Annotated in this window: 15 protein-coding genes; 5 read left to right on the forward strand and 10 right to left on the reverse strand. The window is 68.2% G+C overall.

Translation table 11 applies throughout. The annotated features are described in order from the left end of the window. Positions 1 to 1165: 1165 nt before the first annotated feature. From Msi02_RS02995 to Msi02_RS03020, 6 genes are all read right to left on the reverse strand, one after another. Complete coding sequence (locus tag Msi02_RS02995; RefSeq protein WP_204046932.1) at positions 1166 to 3331, reverse strand: hypothetical protein; 2166 nt, start codon at positions 3329 to 3331, stop codon at positions 1166 to 1168. Continuing rightward, positions 3324 to 5372: a DEAD/DEAH box helicase family protein gene (locus Msi02_RS03000; RefSeq protein ID WP_204046933.1), complete on the reverse strand. Its 2049-nt coding sequence runs from the start codon at positions 5370 to 5372 to the stop codon at positions 3324 to 3326. Before Msi02_RS03000 ends, Msi02_RS02995 begins: the two co-directional genes overlap by 8 nt. Next, positions 5369 to 5956 (reverse strand): hypothetical protein, encoded by a 588-nt coding sequence (locus tag Msi02_RS03005; protein WP_204046934.1) that lies wholly within the window; start codon positions 5954 to 5956, stop codon positions 5369 to 5371. The genes Msi02_RS03000 and Msi02_RS03005 overlap by 4 nt, the downstream gene beginning before the upstream one ends. Before the next feature lie 320 nt (positions 5957 to 6276). Next, a complete protein-coding gene (locus tag Msi02_RS03010; RefSeq protein WP_204046935.1) occupies positions 6277 to 7035 on the reverse strand; it encodes a DUF4232 domain-containing protein in 759 nt (252 codons plus the stop codon). Positions 7036 to 7165: 130 nt separating this feature from the next. Next, on the reverse strand, positions 7166 to 7864 hold the full coding sequence (locus tag Msi02_RS03015; protein ID WP_239108067.1) for a response regulator transcription factor: 699 nt from the start codon (positions 7862 to 7864) through the stop codon (positions 7166 to 7168). Continuing rightward, a complete protein-coding gene (locus Msi02_RS03020; protein WP_204046936.1) occupies positions 7861 to 9093 on the reverse strand; it encodes a sensor histidine kinase in 1233 nt (410 codons plus the stop codon). Before Msi02_RS03020 ends, Msi02_RS03015 begins: the two co-directional genes overlap by 4 nt. A 201-nt stretch (positions 9094 to 9294) precedes the next feature. Here Msi02_RS03020 and Msi02_RS03025 point away from each other — a divergent pair, with 201 nt between their 5' ends. From Msi02_RS03025 to Msi02_RS03045, 5 genes are all read left to right on the forward strand, one after another. Then, positions 9295 to 9717, forward strand: coding sequence for a DUF6220 domain-containing protein (locus tag Msi02_RS03025; RefSeq protein ID WP_204046937.1), 423 nt, complete (start codon positions 9295 to 9297; stop codon positions 9715 to 9717). After that, positions 9714 to 9935, forward strand: coding sequence for a hypothetical protein (locus Msi02_RS03030; protein WP_204046938.1), 222 nt, complete (start codon positions 9714 to 9716; stop codon positions 9933 to 9935). Before Msi02_RS03025 ends, Msi02_RS03030 begins: the two co-directional genes overlap by 4 nt. A gap of 70 nt (positions 9936 to 10005) precedes the next feature. After that, positions 10006 to 12141 carry an MMPL family transporter gene (locus Msi02_RS03035; protein ID WP_239108068.1) on the forward strand — a complete coding sequence of 712 codons (2136 nt, stop codon included), beginning with the start codon at positions 10006 to 10008 and terminating at the stop codon, positions 12139 to 12141. Positions 12142 to 12448: 307 nt separating this feature from the next. Then, positions 12449 to 13249 (forward strand): polyprenol monophosphomannose synthase, encoded by an 801-nt coding sequence (locus Msi02_RS03040; protein ID WP_204046940.1) that lies wholly within the window; start codon positions 12449 to 12451, stop codon positions 13247 to 13249. Positions 13250 to 13786: 537 nt separating this feature from the next. Then, positions 13787 to 16684 carry an AfsR/SARP family transcriptional regulator gene (locus Msi02_RS03045; protein ID WP_204046941.1) on the forward strand — a complete coding sequence of 966 codons (2898 nt, stop codon included), beginning with the start codon at positions 13787 to 13789 and terminating at the stop codon, positions 16682 to 16684. Between the two features lie 7 nt (positions 16685 to 16691). On the opposite strand, the gene Msi02_RS43815 is transcribed toward Msi02_RS03045, so the two are convergent. Genes Msi02_RS43815 through mppP form a run of 4 tightly spaced genes read right to left on the reverse strand, consistent with a single transcriptional unit; the run spans position 16692 to position 20007 of the window. After that, complete coding sequence (locus Msi02_RS43815) at positions 16692 to 16823, reverse strand: hypothetical protein (protein ID WP_256862403.1); 132 nt, start codon at positions 16821 to 16823, stop codon at positions 16692 to 16694. A gap of 33 nt (positions 16824 to 16856) precedes the next feature. Then, complete coding sequence (mppR, locus tag Msi02_RS03050) at positions 16857 to 17678, reverse strand: enduracididine biosynthesis enzyme MppR (RefSeq protein WP_204046942.1); 822 nt, start codon at positions 17676 to 17678, stop codon at positions 16857 to 16859. Then, positions 17669 to 18865: an aminotransferase class I/II-fold pyridoxal phosphate-dependent enzyme gene (locus Msi02_RS03055; protein ID WP_204046943.1), complete on the reverse strand. Its 1197-nt coding sequence runs from the start codon at positions 18863 to 18865 to the stop codon at positions 17669 to 17671. The genes mppR and Msi02_RS03055 overlap by 10 nt, the downstream gene beginning before the upstream one ends. Beyond that, positions 18865 to 20007, reverse strand: coding sequence for an enduracididine biosynthesis enzyme MppP (gene mppP, locus Msi02_RS03060; protein ID WP_204046944.1), 1143 nt, complete (start codon positions 20005 to 20007; stop codon positions 18865 to 18867). The genes Msi02_RS03055 and mppP overlap by 1 nt, the downstream gene beginning before the upstream one ends. Between the last annotated feature and the right edge of the window lie 196 nt (positions 20008 to 20203).

Here is a 20203-nt window from a genome sequence, read left to right on the forward strand (position 1 = left end):
CTTACCGACAACGTCTCGGGTTATGTCGCCGAGGCGGCGGAACGCCAGCTGCGGCACCAACTCCTGGGTGCCGACTCGCTGCGGTCAGTCAGGTCAGTCAGTCGCTCGTGTCGCCAGCGAGCTGACCCATGCCGTCATCGCATGGGGAACGGCTCACCACTGGGTCGTACGGCGCGAGGAGCCGAGTCTGAGGGAGCTCGCCGGCGAGCAACTTGATCGGGCGGAGCGTGGGGGTGTGGTCTGCGAGCGCCCGGACGGCCCTCCCATCGCCATCGCGATCGAGCAGACCCGCACACCGGGGTCGACCCATACTCTCCTGGCCCAAGCCGATGCCGGAGCGGTGCCGGTCTGGCGAAAACCTGACTGTTCCCGAGCCGGTAGCGCTCGTCACAGTCGCCGTGAGCCAGCGGCTGGCTGAGCCGACCGGGCGAATGCTCTATTCGAGGGACGGTGTTCAGATCGGGCCGCCTGCTGGGTCGGAGTCCGGCATGTCTCTCCCGTCCTCGCAGACTACGGACCGGCCACAGTGCCGGGCCACGACGAAGCAGGGCCAGCCGTGCCCGATCGATCCCCGCCCCTCAGGGCTGTGCCACGTTCACGATCCTGCTGTGCAGTGCGGCGGTCGTACAAAAAAGGGGACGATATGCACCGTGGCCACCGGCGGCGGCCGGTGCAAGCACCACCTTGATCAGCCCCAAGACGATCCGCCGCAGGCATCCGTATGGCTTCTCGACACCGATATGTCCTGACGAAATCGCCAGACATCCAATTCAGATGGGGGGCGGACCTCACGCACAGTGCCCTTCTCTCCGGCACGCGCCTGTTGCCCCCGCTCAGAGACATGCTCCGGCGCAATCTCCACCTCAACCCTAATGACCACGGCGTGAACACCAAGACGAAACGAACCATGCGCCAGATGCACGGCCGAGCCAGCTTCGCGCTCCTCCGCCACCGCATCCTCTTGGCCTAATACTCCGTCACCACCGAAAGAGAGACAGAGCCGTTGATTGGACAGGCCCACGCGGTCACGCCGCCCTCCACCTGCCGCGGCATTGGTGCTGGCAGCAGGCGTGAACTGCACCCGTTCCGATTAGGAGTCATCCGGGGCCGTGCAACGTTATTGGGTGTCAAGCATTGCTCCCTGACGAGCCGCGCTCGCCGTGCCTCACGGGTGTTGGCTCCGTGCCAGTACTTCCTCGATGGCTTTCTGATAGATAGGCCATCCCTCGTCGACGCTTCCCGCCCAGGACCATTCGTGGCGAGCTGCACCAAACTCCTTGGGGTCGGGGGCGCGGCCAAGAGCCTCGGCTATCTGCAGGTAGACCACGCTGGCGGCCGCCAGCCTGGCCTTCTGCCGGTACTCGTCGGCGAGCGGGAAGTTCGTGACGCGCAGAAGCTCCTCATAGGGTCGCCCTCCGAGACGGGCGTAGACGGCGTCGACGAAGTCGTGCGCGGCGATGGGGAGGAGGTCGACGCGCCGAGGTGTGGCTGGAGCCTTCTCGCCGATGGCGGTGTAGAGGCCAGCCAGGTCACCGTTGAACCAGTGGTTGGCGGCGGTGGTGGCCACGCGGGCGAACTGGCGAAAGGTTGGGCTCTTGCCGTTAGCCGCGATGGACTTGTGGAGTTCACGCGCAACGTAGGTAAGTTCGCTCGTCCATCGATGCTGGAGATAGTGCGTCAGGTAGCGCTGGGCCCACCCCTGCCGGTGGCGTGTGACGATGTCACGCAGAATCACGAATCCGTCGCGACGCTGGCCTCCGCCAGTGACGCGGAAACCGATGCGTCCGTCGGCCAACTTCAGTTGGTGCTCGTACGAGGGCAGTTCTTGAGGCGGCCCGAGGTAACGCTCGGCGTTTTCCAGCTCGTCGAAAAGGCTCGGGTGAATGGGGGTCTCGGCGTCGGCGAGTTGGGTGAGGTGCGCTTTGTGGTACGCGCGCAGCTCGGTCAGCGGGATCCGTGAGGTGGGGCCTTCACAGACGTACCAGGTGGTCAGAGCGACGCCGTGCCAGAAGGTGGCGGCCGGTCCGAGGGTCTCGGCCATGAGCCTGTGGGGGTAGGGCTCGCTGACGATGACCTGCGGCCAGCGGGCTAGCGTGATTCCGTCCCAGAGCCGGTCGACGTCTTCGACGAGGTCGGTGCTCAGGAGAGAGCGGTAGAGCTGTCGTTGTGGCCCTTCGCCGTAGCCGATCGAGTAGAACCCTTCTTCCACCAGTCCCCACAAGGACGGCATGTTCTCCGTCTGCCGGGCATGAACCGCGTCGAACTGCTGCCACCAGCGTTTCAGGACATCGACGCGTTGCTCAACGGGTGAGACGGAGCTGTCCTGACCGAGAAAGGCCGCCAGCATCGTGTGGACGTCGTCTACGTTGAGGCCGTGCTGGGCGGCTGCGGACTCGGCCTTGGCCGATCCGCCGACATAGAGTTTCGGCTCCGGTAGTGCCGTAACGAGCTCTTCGCCTGAGTTCGGCGGCACCTTGATGTGGTCCAGGAACGCCAGCCAGTCGCCGGCGAAATATGCGCTGAGAGTCGGTTGCAGCACCTTGGTGAGCACGCGGCGGGCAAGAGGCGAGCCCTGGCCCGTCTTCTTCTTCATCGTCGCGGCGATCAGTTTCTGCAGGCGCGAGGCGCGAAAGCGCGCCGCGACCTGGACGAGATCGTGACGGGCCAGCGAGTCCAGCAGTGCGATTCTCGCTTGCACTTGACCCGCGCGATCGAGTTGGCTCCACCCGCCGCGGTAGGCGAAGACCATCACCTCGGGGGTGAGGGCGATGCCCAGATCGGTGTATGACTGCAGGATCTCCGTCCAAGCTTTGTGCTGCTCATCGGCTGACTGCGCCGATCCGGACGCCCGAATCGTGATCGGCGCCATGAGCGCATCGAGCAGCGGGATGAGCAAAGACCACGCTAGCAAGGCATCTGCCGTCGAGCCCACGTGGACGCGGGCGACGTCTTCACCCGCGATGGTGACGGCCTGCCACGGGTAGCGGCGAGCGTGGGCGGGCAGGTTGAGCGTGCCGGCTTTGAGTGTGGCCTGTTCGGGCAGGAACCAGGCGCCTCGGGCTTGCTGAGCCGACAAGGAGAACGTCTCGTCGACGAAAGCGCGATCTTGTGGGGTCAAGAAGGTCACCGTGATGATGTCGCGGTTCTTCTGGCCGCGTTCTCCCGGTGTTATGTTCACCAGATCTCGGCCGGACAGCGCCATGGTGAGCATGTTCGCAGCCAGTTGGTCGATCCAGGCGAAGCGTCCGCTGCGGCCTGCGTCTCGTTCCAGGCGCAGGAATTGGTCGGGGTCGGCGAGGGCGAGCGCGTCGGCTAGACCGTGCTCACCCATGGGTGCTCCTGATCACGGCGACAAACTCCTCGAAGGGTTTGGGGTTGGGGGTCGTGGCTGCGTATCTGGCGTAACTGTTGGCCAGGGCGTGCAGTTCTCGCTCCTGCCGACGCGCCTGGACCTGGTCGAGGGTGTGCAGAAACTGCTGACGGGTGTCACCTTGCTCGGCAAGGACGCTCACGGTGGGCATCGGCACTGTCGATCGCGTACCGGGTCTGGTCGCCCGGTCGGGGAGTGGGGCGTCCCCGAAGGCGTCAGCGTCCGCAGGGTGTGGATCCATGTCGTTTTCGACACGGAGCGTCTCTAGGTGAGAGTCGAGGCCCAGCTCGCCGTGGTAGACGAGGTCCAGATGCTGCTCTTGGCGGGCGTCGAGCTGAGGATGGTGGACGACGCGGATACCTCGGCCCACAAGCTGGTAGAACTCCCCGAAACTGCCGTAGGGCCGCATCGGCACCACGACGCTGATCGCAGGCAGGTCATAGCCCTGGCCAAGCATCTTCAGCTGGACGATCGCCTGAAGGTTGCCCGAGTCCGCTTCGAATCTCTTGCGTGTGGCAGCGATATCGGAGTCGGTCATCGAATGGTGCAGAGTCGCACTGGCGATGCCGTACTCGTTGGCGATACGCGAGATCTGTTCGGCATGGAGTTGCCCAAGCGCGGCGAACAGCACGCGCGGCCTTACCGGTGCCAATGAGCTGATTTGTATCGCGAGGCGGTCGCGCACGATCGTCATGATCCTTCGGATCGGCTCCTCGGAGGTGGCGGTGATTCGCGCGACCTTGCGCTCATCCTCGAGCACCGCCAGCAGGGCGTCTTTGCCGACGATCGGCTCACGGGTGCCATCCGGCCAGGCGATCTCATATTCGGTCTGCTCGACGTCCGGGCTGAACCGATGCGCTCGCAAGTGCTTGGCGTGGCCATCGGCGATCGAATCGATGAGCCGATACCGGTAGACCACGTCCGCAGCTACGGACTTACCGTCGGCACGGCTGAAACAGGCCGACATCAACAAGCGTCGCGCACGCGGGAAACGCGCGAATAGTCGCTGGTAGGAGTCGGCGGCAGCGATGTGTGCCTCGTCGATCACGATGAAATCGATATCGTCGGGCTCGAGCTTGGCTAGCAGCCCATCGTTGGTCGCGGCGTTGCCGAGCGAGTGGAAGTTCGTCACGATCACCTCGGCGCTCAGCAGCGCCTCGCGGCTCACCGCCCTAATCGCGCCGCCTTCGCCGTCGAGCACCTGGGTCACGGGGGCGCGCAAGCCGGCGATCAGCGGACCTGCGCGAAGTGTGTACAGGACGTTGCCGGCCAGCGATGGGTCGAGCGCTGTGTCGAATGTTCCGCGAATGACACGGCCAGGCGTCACGATCAACGCGCGGCGCCGTGTGAAGGCGAGCGCGGCGGCAACCCCCAGCGCGGTCTTGCCTGCCCCCACCGACATCACGCATGCGGCGTTGACCTCGCCGCGACGGTAGTAGTTCGCCAGCGCGACCAACGCATCTCGCTGGCATGTACGCAGCGGACCCAGGTCGATGCACTTACGAGCGCGATCGAAATAGTCTCTGTCGTTCGCAGGGCGTGGCGGAGGTGGTGTGACCAGCCCAAACGGGTTGGGGTCCATATCGTCGGGGACAGGGACGATGGGATCGGGGATGACGTACGTGGCCAGGACCGGGTCTTGCAGGAGCACCCTTTGGAGCTGCGCCACGCAACGGGCAGTGTGCTCACGAATCGCGGCGTAAGAAAATCGTAGGACGACATACTTCAGGCCGACAAGGTCGTTCTGCCGGATCCGATCGTGAACGAAGGCGGCCCTGCTGCTGTGAAACTCGAAACCGTCGAGCTCGACCACGACCCGAAGGCGCGATCCCGTCAACAGATAGTCCAGCCGGTAAGTGCGCCCCTCGACCACGACTGGGTACTGCCCGGCCACATGGCGGGCGATCCCTGCGCCGGCAGCGGCGCTCAGCACCCATTTGACGAACGCGCTTTCCAGATACGACGTACTGGACACCATGTCAACGAGCCGGGTGCCGCTCATGTGCACTCCTCGTCCAACGCGGCTACCTTCGCCTCCAGCCTTTCGTCGAGGTAGTTGTCACCGAACCGCTGCATCCGCCTACTAACAGAGAGCGCGTCACGCAGCGCGCCTTCAGCGTGCAGCAGGTTGATCCAGGTCGCGACGCTGGAAATGCGGACAAAGCCGAGCGAGGGGTTCTTATCATTGATCAGTACGACCTGAGGCACTGCCTCGATCAAGAGAAGATCCAGCTGAGCGAAGACTTCGACGAAGTGCAGCCCAGCGGGAGCGGTACGGCGCCGCGCCCAGAACTGCCCGACCGCGTTCTGCAACAAAAAATGGTAGTCCGATGCACTGCCCGGCAATTCCAGCCCTTCCCACACCCAGCGGATGAGGGTGTCCGTGTCCAGGGTGCGCATATCGCCGAATGCCCGGTTGTGGGCCGGAGAGGCGGAGGTGGTGCCACTGGCCGTCGGCCACCACAGCGAGCCATACTCCTCGCGCGGGCGGATCCGGGTTTCCGGCAAATGGTCTCTGTTGACGCCAGGGCTTCCGGTGAAACCAATGCCTGGAACATCGGCCATTCGCGCATACCAGCGTTTCACCAGCTGATACTCCTTACATCGGCCCTGCTTCCCCGCCACGCGGGCTGCGATCTTCAGCGTAGCTGCCGCCTCGCTTCGGTGACGGTGGTTTCACAGGCGTTGCGCCACGTCCGAATACGGGGTCACGGCATTAACCTCGATGACTCGTGCGCCCATCAGAACGGAGGTGAAGCCGTGATGTAGTGGCTGATCTGGGGGTTCGTAAGCTCGTCGTCGCTCGCCGGTGGAAGTCCGGCCAGAATCTGTCCCGTAGTATGAGACGAGCAGGTGCCTTGATGAGGACTGCATCGGAAAGGTCGAAGCCGATACTTCGGCAGAATCTATGGGACCTCGTCCTTCTTCCACGGGCTGACGCCGAGTTTCCCGGTGGTGCCAAGGTCGAGCTCCGGCATCACCATTACAGGACGAGCACCGGCCTTGGCGTTCACCCTGACGTACGGCAGGTTCACGGGAGTGCCGACAGTGACGGTGTTGCGCCACATCAGGCTGGCGGACACGCTCTGGCCCGGCTTCAGGGTCACCGGCTGTGGCGGGTCGTCGAAGCCGGTCACTATGGAGCCGCCGCCGTGCAGGACCTTGACTCTGGTGACGGGCTTTCTGTCCTCGTCGAGGAGCTGGAGCGGCGGGTAGCCGTTGAGGTGGTAGGCGCGGGTCGAGTAGGTCTCCAGATGGAGTCCCACGACGCGGAGCCCCATGGCGGCGTCACCGTTGTCTGATGTGATGCGGATGCCGGAGGGCGGGCAGGGACCTGCCGGGGCGGGTGCCTCGTCCGCCGGGACGCTTCTGACCTTGGCGATTCGCACACCCACCGCGGTGGACTCCTGCGGAGGAAGGTCGCTCATGTCGACTGTGCGCTGCACAGTCTGACCGGACTTGACCGCTGGAACCGTCTGTTTCGTACCTATCAGCACCTCTCCGGAATGGGACACGAATTCGAAGGTGATGGTGAACGTGAAGGGTTCGGTTTCCTGATTGGTGACCCGAAACTCGACGGAGAACGGGTAGAGGTCGCAGTTACGGGACCGTCCGCTCAGCCCGGTTATCTTGACGCTGTCATCCTTGATGCCGCCGGGAAGCACCGAAGCGTCGGGCGTAGGCGGCGTACGGGTGGACGGGGCCCCGCACGGTTACTGGGCCTGCAGCCGTAGGCCACCGAGAGCCGCCGCCTGTCGCCGGTCCCGGTCGGGTGCTCGATACGCGCTGCGCGGGTCACGCGTCGGGGCTGACCAGTCCCGTTCGGTAGGCGATGACGACCAGTTGCGCGCGGTCACGCGCACCCAGTTTCGCCATCGCGTGGCTGACATGGGTGCGCGCGGTGGCCGGGCTGAGGGACAGTTCGGCGCCGATCTCGTCGTTGCTCAGGCCCCGCCCCACCAGGGCCAGCACTTCTCGCTCGCGCTCGGTGAGCACCGCGAGCCGGTCCTCCGCCGTCTTGGCCGCCGTTCGCCGTGCGGTGAACTGGCCGATGAGACGTCTGGTGATCCGCGGCGCGAGCAAGGCCTCTCCCGCGGCGACCACCCGGATGGCGTGCAGGAGCTCGGCCGGTCCGGCGTCCTTGAGCAGAAAGCCGCTGGCACCGGCTTGCAGGGCTTCGAAAACGTAGGCGTCGGTGTCGTAGGTGGTGAGGATGAGAATCCGGACGCGCTCCAGCCCACGCGTCGCGGTGATCTGGGTCGTGGCCTGGATTCCGTCCAGCTTCGGCATGCGGATGTCCATGAGGACGACGTCGGGGCGGGTGGCGCGGGCGCGCTCGACGGCTTCGGCGCCGTTGGTCGCTTCTCCGACCACGGTAATGTCGTCTTCGACGTCGAGCAGCAGTTTGAACCCGGATCGCACGAGCCGCTCGTCGTCGGCGAGCAGCACCTTGATCGGAGCGGTGGCCGACGGTGACCCGAACGCCGTGTTCACAGGCGCGACCCGGTCGGTACGAGGGGCAGCCGGGCCGTGACCTCGAATCCACCGCCCGGAGTCGGCTTGGCGTCGAACTCTCCGCCGAGCAGTTGACAGCGCTCGCGCATGCCCAGGATCCCGCGGCCGGCCTTCGCCGGTGTGTCCCTGCCGTTGCCGGACGGTCGATCCGCTGAGCCGTCACCGGATCCGGTGCGGCGGCCCTCATCGGTCACGCGGATCTCCAGGACGTCGATCCCCGGGTTCAGCGCGACCGTCACCCGGGTCGGGCCGACGTGGCGGATCACGTTCGTGATCGATTCCTGGAGGATCCGGTAGGCGGCACTGTCCACCGCGCTCGGCAACGGCGTCACGGGCGAGATCTCCTCGAGCGTGACGTCCAGTCCGGCCTCGCGTGCCTTGGCGGTGAGTTCGTCGATCTGCTCCAGCCCGGGGTAGGGCACCCGGCCGTCGTTGTCGTCACGGAGCACGCCGAGGATGGCTCGCATCTCCCGCAGCGCCCGGGCACTGGTCTGCTGGATGGCCTGCAACGCTTCGCGGGCCCCTTCCGGTCTCTTGTCGAGCACGTGCGCGGTGACCCCGGACTGGACGTTGATGATCGCTATGGCGTGCGCGACCGTGTCGTGGACTTCACGCGCGATTCGGAGCCGTTCGGCGTCGACACGCGCCCGCGCCTCCTCCTCGCGGGTACGTTCAGCCAACTCGGCGCGCTCCTGAGCTTCGGCCGCGATGACCCGCCGGGACCGGACCGACTCGCCAAGGGCCGCGCTCATGACCGACGCGCCGATCCGGAAGAACACCCAGCCGATGGCGGCACGTGGCTCGATGTCGGCGGCGGCGACCAGCCAGCCGACGGTGAGCACCGCGATACCCACACCGGCGATCACCAGCGATCGGCGCCCGTCACCGTAGGCGGTGAGGGTGTACAGGGCGACGAAGAGCCCGAGCCAGCCGGGCCCGTCCGGAAAATCGAGACCGTAATACACCAGGCTGGCGAGTGCGGCGGTGACGAACACCGGAACCGGCCACCGGCGGCGGACGGTCACGACCAGGCCGCTCATCGCCAGCAGCACGAATCCGAGGTTTCCGAGGTCGGTGAGCGGACGCGGCGCCCCCTCGGCGGCGACGCGGGCGACCGTGCCCTGCACCTGCATCACGGTGACGAAGAGCGCGAGCACCACGTCTTGCGTCACGCTCCGCAGGGGGAAAGACACGGTGCGGTGTTCCATGTCGTGATCCTACTGTTGCCGCGCAGGGGCAACACTCCTCCCAGACGCGCGACCTGCTACGCCGGCAGACGTAGCGAGACACGAGTCGTGTACGCCCGATTGCGTAGACGCCGCCATCCATCGGCAGAGGCCACGGCGGCCGCACCGGCGCGACGATTGCCGCCGCGACTGATCACCCTCACCAACCTGGAGGAGCGCGGCATGCGTAGATTCTTCGTCGGCCTGGCGGCCCTGCAGGCGCTCGCCATCGTCGCACAGTTCTTCCTCGCTGCCGGCGGCGCGTTCAGCACGGCGCCCAACGACGAGTCCTTCCAGGCGCACCGCATGCTGGGCGCCGGAATCGTCCTGCTCGCGGTCCTGGTGACCGTCGTCGCCGCGATAGCCCGGATGCCCGGGCGGCTCATCGGCATGAGCGGCCTGGTCGCCGGGCTCGCGGTCGTCCAGGTCGTGATCCGGGCGATCGCCTCGGCGTTCGACGGCACCGGCGGCAGCACGCCGGCCGGCGAACTCGTCTTCGGCCTGCACGCGGTCAACGGTCTCGCCATCCTTGCGGTGGCCGTAAGGATCGTCCGCCAGGGCGGACAGATGTCCAGGTCGGCCACACCCGCACGACAGGCGCCGTGACCACCGGGCTGTGGATCGCCCTGGACCACGTCGTCGCCCCGCTGAGCGTCGCCGCATGGTTCGCGGCCGGAGCCACACTGGCGCTCCGGCGCGCCCGGCCGGCGCTCGCCGTCCTCGTCGCGGCGGTGCTCGTGACGCTTGTCCGCGTGGTCACCGTGGCGCCCGCCGGATGCGCCGGACGATCCCACGTCGAAACAGGCGATCCACGGCTTTCTTGATCCCTATTCGCTTCAGAAGGAGAAGATGATGACAACCGAGACTCCCCGTGCAGATGGGGTCTTGGCGAACTTGGCTCGATTCTGTTTCCGGCGCCGTCGCCTGGTCCTCCTGGCCTGGATCGTCGGCGTGCTCGCCGTGGCGTTCGCCGGCTTCGGCTACGGCGCCGCCCCCGACAACGACTTCTCCGGCGGAGACTCCGACTCCGCCAGGGCGCAGGCGCTGATCGAGAAGCACTTCCCCGAGCGGCAGGGGGACACGCTGACGCTCGCGATCAAGGCGGAGAAGGGGATCGACGACCCCGCAGCCCGGCAGAAGATCGAGAAGGTCCTCGCCGATCTGGCGACCTCACCTGTTGTCGGACCGGTGACCTCGCCCTATCAGGACAAGAGTCTGGTGACACAGGACCGTCGTATCGCCCGTACGACCATCCCGCTGGCCCGGAAGGAGGTGGACAAGACCGCGGTCCGGCCCCTGGTGGATCTGGTCAGGAACGCCTCCGGTGACGGCGTGACGCTGGGGCTGGGCGGGAGTCTGGCGGAGAAGGCCGAGACACCCCCGCAGGGTTCGGCCGAGAGCGTGGGCATCGTGGCCGCAGGGGTGATCTTGTTCATCGCCTTCGGGTCGCTGGTGGCGATGGGATTGCCGATCGTGACCGCACTGCTGGCGATCGCCGCCGGCATCGCCCTGATGAAGCTGGTGGGCTACCTGGTCCCCTCGCCGGACTTCACCGCGATCATGGCGGCGATGATAGGGCTCGGGGTCGGCATCGACTACGCGCTGTTCATCGTGACCCGCTACAAGGACGGCCTGCAGGACGGCGACGAACCCGAGACCGCCACGGTCAAGGCCATCACGACGGCCGGTCACGCGGTCCTGTTCGCCGGCACGACCGTCGTGATCGCGTTGATGGGCCTGGTCGTCATGGGACAGCGGCTGATGACCGGAGTGGCCGTCGCCACGTCGGTGATCGTGCTGGTGACGATGATCGCCGCGGTGACCCTGCTGCCGGCGTTCCTGGGCTTCACGGGCCACAAGATCAACTCGCTGCGCCTGCCCCGTCGCACGGCCCGCCGGCGAGAGACCGGCGGTGTCCCGTCCCGGCAGCGCCGTACTCTCGCCGAGCGCTGGGCTGGTGCGGTGCAGCGCAAGCCGCTGGTCGCCGCGATGCTGGCCGGCGCGGCCCTGGTGGTGCTGGCCGCCCCCACGCTGTCGATGCGGCTGAGCAACCCCGACGCCAGTGTCCAGCCCCACGACAGGAGCAGCTACACCTCGTACGAGATCCTCTCCGAGGGCTTCGGCCCCGGCTACGGCGCACCTCTGATCTTCGCGACCGAGGTCGGCTCCGAGGACGCCGATCTGCGTCCCGTCATCGAAGCGGTCGGCAAAACCGAGGGCATCGCCTACGCCACGCCGCCCCAGGTCAGCAAGGACGGGCAGGCCGCGATCTTCATGGCCTTCCCCACGACCGGATACCAGGACAAGGCGACCGCGGACCTGGTGCACCGGCTCCGCGACGACGTGCTGCCCAAGACGCCCGGCGGCGAAGGGGTCTACGTCGGCGGCCCGAACGCCGGCACGATCGACATGGCCGATGACATCGGCTCGCGCCTGCCCCTGATGATCGCGGTCGTCATCGCGGTGTCCCTGGTGCTGCTGACCGCGCTGATCCGGTCGGTCACGATCGCGCTGCAGGCCGCCGTGATGAACCTGCTGTCGATCGGCGCCGCCTACGGCGTGCTCGTCGCGGTCGTCCAGTGGGGCTGGCTGGGCTCGGCCCTCGGTTTCCCCACCACCATGCCGATCACGACCTGGGTGCCGATGATGATCTTCCCAGTCCTGTTCGGCCTGTCCATGGACTACGAGGTCTTCCTGATCTCACGGGTCCGGGAGGAGTACGAGCGCACGGGCGACACCCGGACGGCCGTCGCTCACGGGATGGCGCGGACCGCCAAGGTCATCACGGCCGCGGCCGCCATCATGGTCGCCGTCTTCACGACCTCGCTGCTGGGCCCCGACGTCGCGGTCAAGCAGGGAGGTCTGGGCATGGCCGTCGCCGTGCTCATCGACGCCACCGTCATCCGGATGATCCTCGTCCCCGCGGTGATGGAACTGTGCGGCAGGGCCAACTGGTGGATGCCCGGACGCCGGGCGCCGAAGGCGGCCTCGACTCCCCCTGCCGAGGTCGGGGAAGAGGCCAGGGTCTGACTCGTCGAACCATTCCCGGAAGGCGGCGTCGGCTGGTCACGTCGGTTCCGCGCGAGACGGATTCTCGTCGATATTTTCTCCGGGATCGCCGTATTCATGAAGCGATGGCTTCCGCTCGCGTCGAAGCCGCCACATTTCGGAAGGGGCGCCGACGACGCGGACCTCCAGGTTTTCCGGAGACGGAAATCCGCCGCCGACCGTCTACTCCGCCTGCCCCACCCGGCTACGATTGCGCTGACCCGGAAAACAGAAATCCATTCCCCGGGACATCGAGCAACTCTGTCGCCCGGCACGCAGAGGGAGCGTCATGGAAACCATTCAGAGGACGCATGTCACCGACGCCCCTCCCCTGCCGTCGCCGTGGCGGGACGCTCATGTGGCCGTGGTGGTGCCCACGTACAACGAGGCGGGCAACATCGCCGAGCTGACCCGCCGGATCTACGACCTGGAAATGCCCGGGATCCGGCTGATCGTCGTGGACGACGATTCGCCGGACGGCACCGGAGCGCTCGCCGACGACCTCGCCGGGCAGGTGAACGAGAGCCATCCCGGCCGCATGGTCGTTCTGCACCGCGAAGCCAAGGAAGGCATCGGGCGGGCGTATGTGGCAGGAATGAAAGAGGCGCTCGCCCGTGGCGCCGATTTCGTCGTGCAAATGGACGGAGACCTGAGTCACCGGCCCGAATACATCCCCCGGATGCTGGGCACGATCATGGCCGCGCAGGCCGGATTGGTGATCGGCAGCAGATATGTGCCCGGTGGCTCGCTCTCGGCACAGTGGGGCCGGCACCGGCGGTTGCTGAGCAGGTTCGCCGGAATCTACGTCAACGCCATCCTGAAACTGCCCATTCGCGACGTCACCGGCGGTTTCAAGATGTGGCGGCGCGAGGTGCTGGAACACATCGGCCTGAACACGGTCCGGAGCGACGGATACAGCTTCCAGGTGGAGATGAACCATCTGTGCGAGCACATGGGCCAGTCGATCGTCGAGATCCCGATCCACTTCGAGGAGCGCAGGGCCGACTCCAGCAAGATCAGCCTCGCGGTCCAGGTCGAGTCCATGCTGACCCCGTTCGCACTGAGGTTCGGCAGGCGACGCCGGGGGTGAGAGACTCCGGGCTCGCCCGCCGCCGGGAGCGTGGCGGGCGAGCCCGGCTGCGGTGACGCCCCCGGGTTCGGACGCCGGACGAGGGGCGCAGGCCGCCGCCCGCCACTGTCACGGCGGGCCCGGCCGGTGCCCGCCCTCGCCGCCCCCCATGAGCCGGCAGCGTACGCCGGGAGGCTCGCCGGGGGGCGGCACGCCACCGCCGCGTGAATCCCGTCGCGAGCAGCGGCGGGGCAATCAATTCGCCGTGTCATTACCTGGCGGTACAACTGCGCCTGTCCGGCCGTCTTCACTTCTCCAGTTATGGTGAGTACAGTTCAATCCGTACCCTTGCCACAAACGCCGAATAACCCAATAAACATCCCAAATGGGACAAGCCCAAACCAGTGAACAATCGGTTACGAATGCGCCACGGAGCGCTGTGGGCGGGGTGTTCGGTCAGGAGGTGCGGAGGCACGGGTATCTGCGAACATTTCTCGGCACGAACCCGATAAATGTCGCGGGGGCGCAGAGCAGTAACCTGTGGACAAGGCGGAGCAGATGGTTCCAGTTTTCAACTATGGAATACTCGGCCCACTGATCGTCCGCCGCGGTGAGACGGAGATTCCCGTCGCGGGGGTGCGGGACCGCACCGTGCTCGCCCGCCTCCTCCTCTCCCCCGGCGAGGCGGTCTCCAAGGATCAGCTCATCGACGCCCTGTACGGCGACTCCCCGCGCAAGACCGCGTCCACCCAGATCCACGGCGCGGTCAAGCGGCTGCGCTACCTGCTCGGCACCGCGTCGATTCAGACCAACACGGACGGCTACCTGCTGGTCACCGCTCCCGACAGCGTCGACGCGAAAGTCTTCGAGCAACTGGTCGCGCAGGCCCGCGCCGCCCTGCGCTCCGGGCGTAGCGACGACGCGGACCGCGCCCTGCGCCGCGCGCTGGAGCTGTGGCGGGGCCCCGCGCTGGCCGGTTTCGACGGCGACGTCTTCGTGACAGAGGCGCACCGGTGGGAGGAACTGCGCCTGGCGGCGGTGGAGGAGAACATCGAGGTGCAGTTCGAGCTGGGCCGCTATACGGAGGTGATCCCGGAGCTGCACCTGCTGACCGCCGCCCATCCCATGCGGGAGCGCTTCGCGGGCCAGCTCATGCTGGCCCTCTACCGCGCGCAGCGCACGAGCGAGGCGTTGCGCACCTATGCCGACCTGCGCAACCGCCTGGTCAACGAGATGGGAGTGGACCCCTCGCCGGATCTGCAGCACCTCTACGAGCAGATCCTCCGGCAGGACTCCGCCCTGCAGCAGGCGCCCGTGGCCGCGTTCACCCCGCAGCAGCTTCCCGCGGGCCTGCCCTCGATGATCGGCAGGGACGCCGAACTGAAGCAGGCGGTGATGGCGCTGACCCCCCAGCAGCGCAGGCACCTGCCGGTCGTCGTCATCGTGGGCAACGGCGGCGTCGGCAAGACGACCGTGGCGCTCGAGGTCGCGCACCTCGTGACCACGGACTATCCCGACGGCCAGTTGTTCGCCAACCTCGGCGGCGCCGGCCCGCGACCGGCCAGGCCGCACGACGTGCTGGGCAGGTTCCTGCGCGCCCTGGGCGTGAGCGGCCCGGCCACCCCCTCCGACATAGAGGAGCGGTCTGTGCTGTTCCGCTCCCTGACCGCACGCAAGCGCCTGCTGATCGTCCTGGACGACGCGTCCGACGCCCAGCAGATCGCTCCGCTGCTGCCGGGGAGCGCCGGCTGTGCGGTAATCGTTTCGAGCCGTGCCGGGGCCTCCCAGTTCCACGGCGCCACCCTGATCCCGTTGCAGCCGTTCGAACCCGACGACGCCAGAGCCCTGCTGGCGCAGAACGCCGGAACCGACCGGATGGCCGCGGAGCCGAAGGCGGTGGACGAGATCATCCAAGCGTGCCTCGGCCTGCCGCTCGCCCTGGCCATCGTCGGCTCCCGGCTGGCGGCCAGGCCCGCCTGGCCGATCGGGAAGGTGGCCGCGAGGCTCGGCGTGCGGCAGCGCATCCTGTCGGAGCTGCGCGAGGTCGAGCCGGTGCTGGAGTGGGCGTACGGCACGCTGGAGGCCGACACCCGGACGCTGCTCAGGCGCATCGGCCTGCTGGGTCACCGCACCGTGTCGGCGTGGACGGCCGCCGCCCTGGCCGACATGCCGCTCCCGGCCGCGGAGGAGCGCCTCGACCAGCTCAGCGAGGCCGGCTTCCTCACGCCGGCCGGCGCGAGCGGGTACGAGGGCCCCGCCTACACCTGCCATGACCTGGTGCTGGCGCTGGCCCACAACCGCGCGATGAAGGAGGATCCGCCGCAGGAGCGGGCGTCGGCGCTCGAAAGGTTCTTCGGCGCGCTGCTCAGCATGAGCGACGCCGCCTACGTCGCCGTCCGCGGCGGTCACTGGGGCGTCGTGCGCGGCTCCGCCATCCGCTGGCAGCCGCCGGAGCGCTGGCTCGACCGCCTGCCGCCCGGCTGGGCGCCGGTGTGGCTGGAGTCGCAGCCCACGCGATTCGCGGCGGCGGCGCAGCAGGCGGCCGAGCTGGGCCAGGCGGAGTACTGCTGGGAGCTCGCGCTGGCCCTGTTCCCCCTCCTGGAGGCGGGTGGCCACTTCGAGGTGTGGCGCACGATCACCGACTGCGCGCTGCAGGCGGCCCGGCAGGCGGGGGACGTACGCGGCGAGGCGGTCATGCTCTACTCCCAGGGGCACAGGGCGATCATCCGGCACGACCGGGACGAGGCGCGTCAACTGCTCGAACGCTCCGCCGAGCTGTTCCACGGCCTCGACGACGCCGCGGGCGAGGGCCTGGCGGTGAGCGACCTCGCCGCCATCAACCGGGCCGGCGGGGACCTGCAGGGGGCGGAGAAGATGTACACCAGGGCCGTCGCGCTGCTTGCCAGGGCGGGCGACTGCGGGGGCGAGGCCGGGGCCGTGCACGGGATAGCGAAGATCTATCTGGACCGGCACGCGGACGCGACGGCCCGCGTGTACCTGGAGAAGGCGAGGCTGCTGGCGCACACGGCGGGCAACCTCGGGCTGGAAGCGCAGATCCTGCACACCATGGCGGTGCTGGACGCGCAGGCCGGCGATCCCGACACCGCCGAGACGGGGTTCCGGAACGCCCTGCGGATCACCCGATCGCTCGACCATCACGTGGGCACCGCGTTCATCCTGGTCGATCTGGGCGACCTCGAGATCAGGAGAGGCCGGCGTCACGATGGGTTCCTCAATCTGCTGGAGGGCTGTGAGCTGGCGCAGATCGCCGGCGACCGGCGTACGGAGGCCAAGGCGCGGTGCGCCTTGGCCGCGGAATATGTGAAGAGCGGAGAGATGACGCTCGCGGCGGCCGACTACACGGTCGCCCGGACGCTGTACCACGCGCTCGGCGACGACGCGGGTGCCGCTCGGGCGCGAGAGGGGCTGGCCGGCCTGGCGAGGGCGATGCCCTAGAGCCGGTTCAATACGCGATGGGCACATCCCAGGGCGGGTCCGACGGCACGGAGGGCGTCGCGTGCGCCGCGACGGGCGCGACGACCAGAAGGGCTGAGACGGTGACGAAGGCTGCGGCGATCGCTCGTGTGAATCTCATGATTGGATCCTTCATGGCGCCGCTACCTCTGGCCTATCCCCGCCCTGCCTCGCCGGACAGCGCCCGGCCGTGGCGCAGCGTCTCGGAGTAGGAGAAGACGAAACCGCCGCCCACCTCGACCGGCCTGAGAGCCGCGAGATCCCCCTGCAGGTCGCCGGCGAAGTCGAGACTCGCCTGTCCCGACCAGATCTCGCCGAACCGTACGTCGTCGACCGCCGAGACCACGAGCTGCGACAGCGGCTCCTCCGGCGGCACCCAGGCCGGGAAATGCCGGGTGTGCACCAGCGGGACCGCGTGCAGCGCGGGCGGCTCGGCCACCCGCCCCGACAGGGTGACGCTCGCCCTGGCGATGCGGGAGCCGTACTGCGAGGCGACGCCGTGGAAGACCCCGCCCTCGACCAGGTGCGGGCCCGTGCGGCCCACGGCCTTGGGATGGGTCAGGTGGACGGCGCCGAACTGCTTGGGCATGCCCTGGATCCAGCCGCGGGCCATCGGCACCGCGCTGTCCACCCAGGCGTAGGGGCAGCGCGCCATCGGGCGCCCCTCCGCCGTGCAGCCGAGCAGGATCAGGAACTCGCTGAACTGGCTGCGCGCCGGGTCGCCGGCCTCCTGCCCGGTCTCGGAACGCCAGTGCCAGTGGGCGAAGACGGCGGCGGCGGCGCCGGGATCGGGCCCGGGGTCCACCCCGGGCGGGAGGAACGCCGCCGCCGCATCGGGGTCGGTGCGGTACTCGACCATGATCACGTCACCGGAGAAGTGCCAGGGGGGTGGGCTGACCATGGCCGACTCTCCGGACGGCGACAGGGGGAGGCTGTATCCGCGAGGTCCGGGTCCGCCGGGTTCTGTCAGGAGCATGGGAGTCTCCGTTCTGTGGATTTCCAGGCGGCGGCCAGGCGGTGCGCCGCGGCCGTCAGCCTGGGCGGGGAGTTGAAGCTGTAGGCCAGCCTGACGCTGGGCCGCGCCGGCCGGCCGAACCGCCCGCCCGCCAGCACTCTGACGTCCGCGTTCCGCGCCGCCGTGACCAGTCCCCGCTCGTCCCGCTCCCCGTCGGCCGTGACCCACAGGAAGAACCCGCCCGCCGGCCGGTCGAACACGAACCTCTCCGGCAGGTTCGCCGACAGCGCGGCGGCGAGCGCGTCACGACGGTCCCTCAGGGCCGACCTGAGCCAGGTCAGATGCCGGTCGTAGGCGCCGGTCGCCAGCAGGGTGGTCACCGCGAGCGAGGCCAGGTGGTTCGGCGACCCGCCGCTGTCGAACACGTGATGCGCCTGGATCCTGGCCACCGTCTCGGGATCGGCCGCCAGCCAGCCGAGGCGCAGGCCGGGGGCCAGGGACTTGGAGAAGGAGCCCAGCCGGATCACGCCGCGATACCCGGACAGCGCGGCCATCGAGTCGGGCATCCCGCTCCTGGTCAGGCCGATCTCCGCGTACGCGTCGTCCTCGACGACCGGCACGCCGTACGCGGCGGCGACCGCGAGGAGCTCGCGCCGTCGCCCGGACGGCACGAGCAGCCCCGTGGGGTTGTGGAACGTGGGGTTGAGATAGACGAAGGCGGGAGTGTCCCCGGCCGCGCCGAGCGCCCGTTCCAGCGCCTCCGGCACCATGCCGGAGTCGTCCATCTCGACGGCCCTCAGGCGCAGGCCCGAATCCGCGAGGATGGCGCGGCCGAGGTCGTAGCCCACCTGTTCGACGAGCACCACGTCGTGCCGCCGGAACAGGATGGTGGCGATCAGGTGGAGCGCGTGCGACGTACCCGACGTCACCATGATGTGGTCGGGCGTGCACGGCGGGCCGAGACGGTCGGCGAGCAGTGCCCGCAGGGGCAGCGCTCCCGAGTTGGGGCCGTAGCTGAGCGCCGCCGAGCCGAACTCGGCCAGCGCGTCGGCGTAGGCCCCGCGAAGCAGGTCCACCGGCAGCAGCCCGGGATCCAGGTAGCCCGGCCCGAGGTCGAACGTCCCGGGCGGGGCCACCTGTTGCACGACGTCCGGATACCACCGCCTGCGGTGCGACAGCGGTCCGGCCGCCTTCCCGGCCGCGCCCATCAGCTCTCCGATAGCACGGTCCGCAACGCAGCCGCACCCATAGCGAGCGAGGCCGGCGGTCTGGCCAGCGCGATGCGCAGGATTCCCTCGCCGCGGGCGGGGTCGGCCCAGAAGAACTTCTGGCACGGCAGCGCGAACACGTTGTGCTCGCTCAGCGCCGACCACACGGCCAGGTTGGAACGCGACCCGATGCCGATCCGCTCCACGCTGGCGCGCGAGCCCGGGTCGAGGAAGTGGACGTCGGGCACGTCGGCCAGCGCGCTGCGCAGCAGCGCCCGGTTGCCGGCGATGAACTCGTGCAGTTCGGCCAGCCCGCCGCCGGCGGCGTCCTCGGCCAGGCGCCGCACCATCGACATGATCAACGGCGACACGCCGAGCAGGATGTCGGAGTACACCTTCTCGATCGGCAGGCCGACGTCCTCCGCCGACACGAGCCAGCCGATCTTGAGCTCCAGCGTGGGCCACAGCTTGCCGGTGTCCTCGATGACCACCCACCTGCAGCCGCTCTCGCGGAGCACTTCGTAGTGGTCGTAGTGCGCCCGGGTGTCGAAGCCGCGGAAGCACGTGTCCAGGGCGAGCACCACGTCGTAGCGGGCGCACTGCTCGGCCAGGGCGCGCAGCCGCTCCTGCGGCACCACCCGGCCCGTCGGGTTGTTGGGGGTGGTGACGAAGATGGCGCCGACCCGGCTCATCAGGTACGGGTCGAGGTCGCCGTGGTGCAGTTCGTCCTCCTCGATCGGCAGGAGTTCGAGCCCCACGCCGCGGAGGATGTCGGGGATGTTGTCGAAGGTGGGGTGGATCAGGCCGATCGCGTCGCTCACGGTCGCCAGGGACCTGGCGAAGATCTCCATCGCGACGGACGAGGAGTAGCAGGCCAGCACCCGGCCCTCGCCCCTCGGGTAGCTGTGCTGGCCGAACAGGCCGAAGAAGGCGCTGCGGGCGTCCGCCTCCACCTCGGCCACCGGCCGCTTGAGCGCGTCGGCCCACAGGGCCGGCAGCTCCTCGACGATCCTGGCCTGGCCGGCCGTGAGCTCCTGACGGGCATGGCCGTCGGAAAGATTGAGCGGACTGTTGAGGGCCAGGAATTCGTATTGGGTGAGATTTCCCAGATCCACGGACACCGAATTCTGCAGGACGGTCATCACGCACCTCGCTCAGTTGGGGACACAAGCGATGATGAATCACCGGAGCAAAAGCGGCAAGGGCCGGGAAGTGGCGTCCTGCGCGTTTTCCATATAATTCAAAAATCTCGACTCCGGCGACGGCGGAAAGGACCATACTTGCGTGGCTGCCTGCGGTTTCTCCCGTACGCGGCCGCGCCCGCGACATTTCCGGCCC

The sequence above is a fragment of the Microbispora siamensis genome (assembly GCF_016863095.1).
Taxonomy (GTDB): domain Bacteria; phylum Actinomycetota; class Actinomycetes; order Streptosporangiales; family Streptosporangiaceae; genus Microbispora; species Microbispora siamensis.

What these genes read in the sequence shown, in the direction of transcription:
- Msi02_RS02995 (WP_204046932.1), bottom strand. Translation starts at nt 3,331, where the DNA reads ATGGGTGAGCACGGTCTAGCCGACGCGCTCGCCCTCGCCGACCCCGAC.
- Msi02_RS03000 (WP_204046933.1), bottom strand. Translation starts at nt 5,372, where the DNA reads ATGAGCGGCACCCGGCTCGTTGACATGGTGTCCAGTACGTCGTATCTG.
- Msi02_RS03020 (WP_204046936.1), bottom strand. Translation starts at nt 9,093, where the DNA reads ATGGAACACCGCACCGTGTCTTTCCCCCTGCGGAGCGTGACGCAAGAC.
- Msi02_RS03025 (WP_204046937.1), top strand. Translation starts at nt 9,295, where the DNA reads ATGCGTAGATTCTTCGTCGGCCTGGCGGCCCTGCAGGCGCTCGCCATC.
- Msi02_RS03040 (WP_204046940.1), top strand. Translation starts at nt 12,449, where the DNA reads ATGGAAACCATTCAGAGGACGCATGTCACCGACGCCCCTCCCCTGCCG.
- Msi02_RS03045 (WP_204046941.1), top strand. Translation starts at nt 13,787, where the DNA reads ATGGTTCCAGTTTTCAACTATGGAATACTCGGCCCACTGATCGTCCGC.
- Msi02_RS43815 (WP_256862403.1), bottom strand. Translation starts at nt 16,823, where the DNA reads ATGAGATTCACACGAGCGATCGCCGCAGCCTTCGTCACCGTCTCAGCC.
- mppR (WP_204046942.1), bottom strand. Translation starts at nt 17,678, where the DNA reads ATGCTCCTGACAGAACCCGGCGGACCCGGACCTCGCGGATACAGCCTC.
- Msi02_RS03055 (WP_204046943.1), bottom strand. Translation starts at nt 18,865, where the DNA reads ATGGGCGCGGCCGGGAAGGCGGCCGGACCGCTGTCGCACCGCAGGCGG.
- mppP (WP_204046944.1), bottom strand. Translation starts at nt 20,007, where the DNA reads ATGACCGTCCTGCAGAATTCGGTGTCCGTGGATCTGGGAAATCTCACC.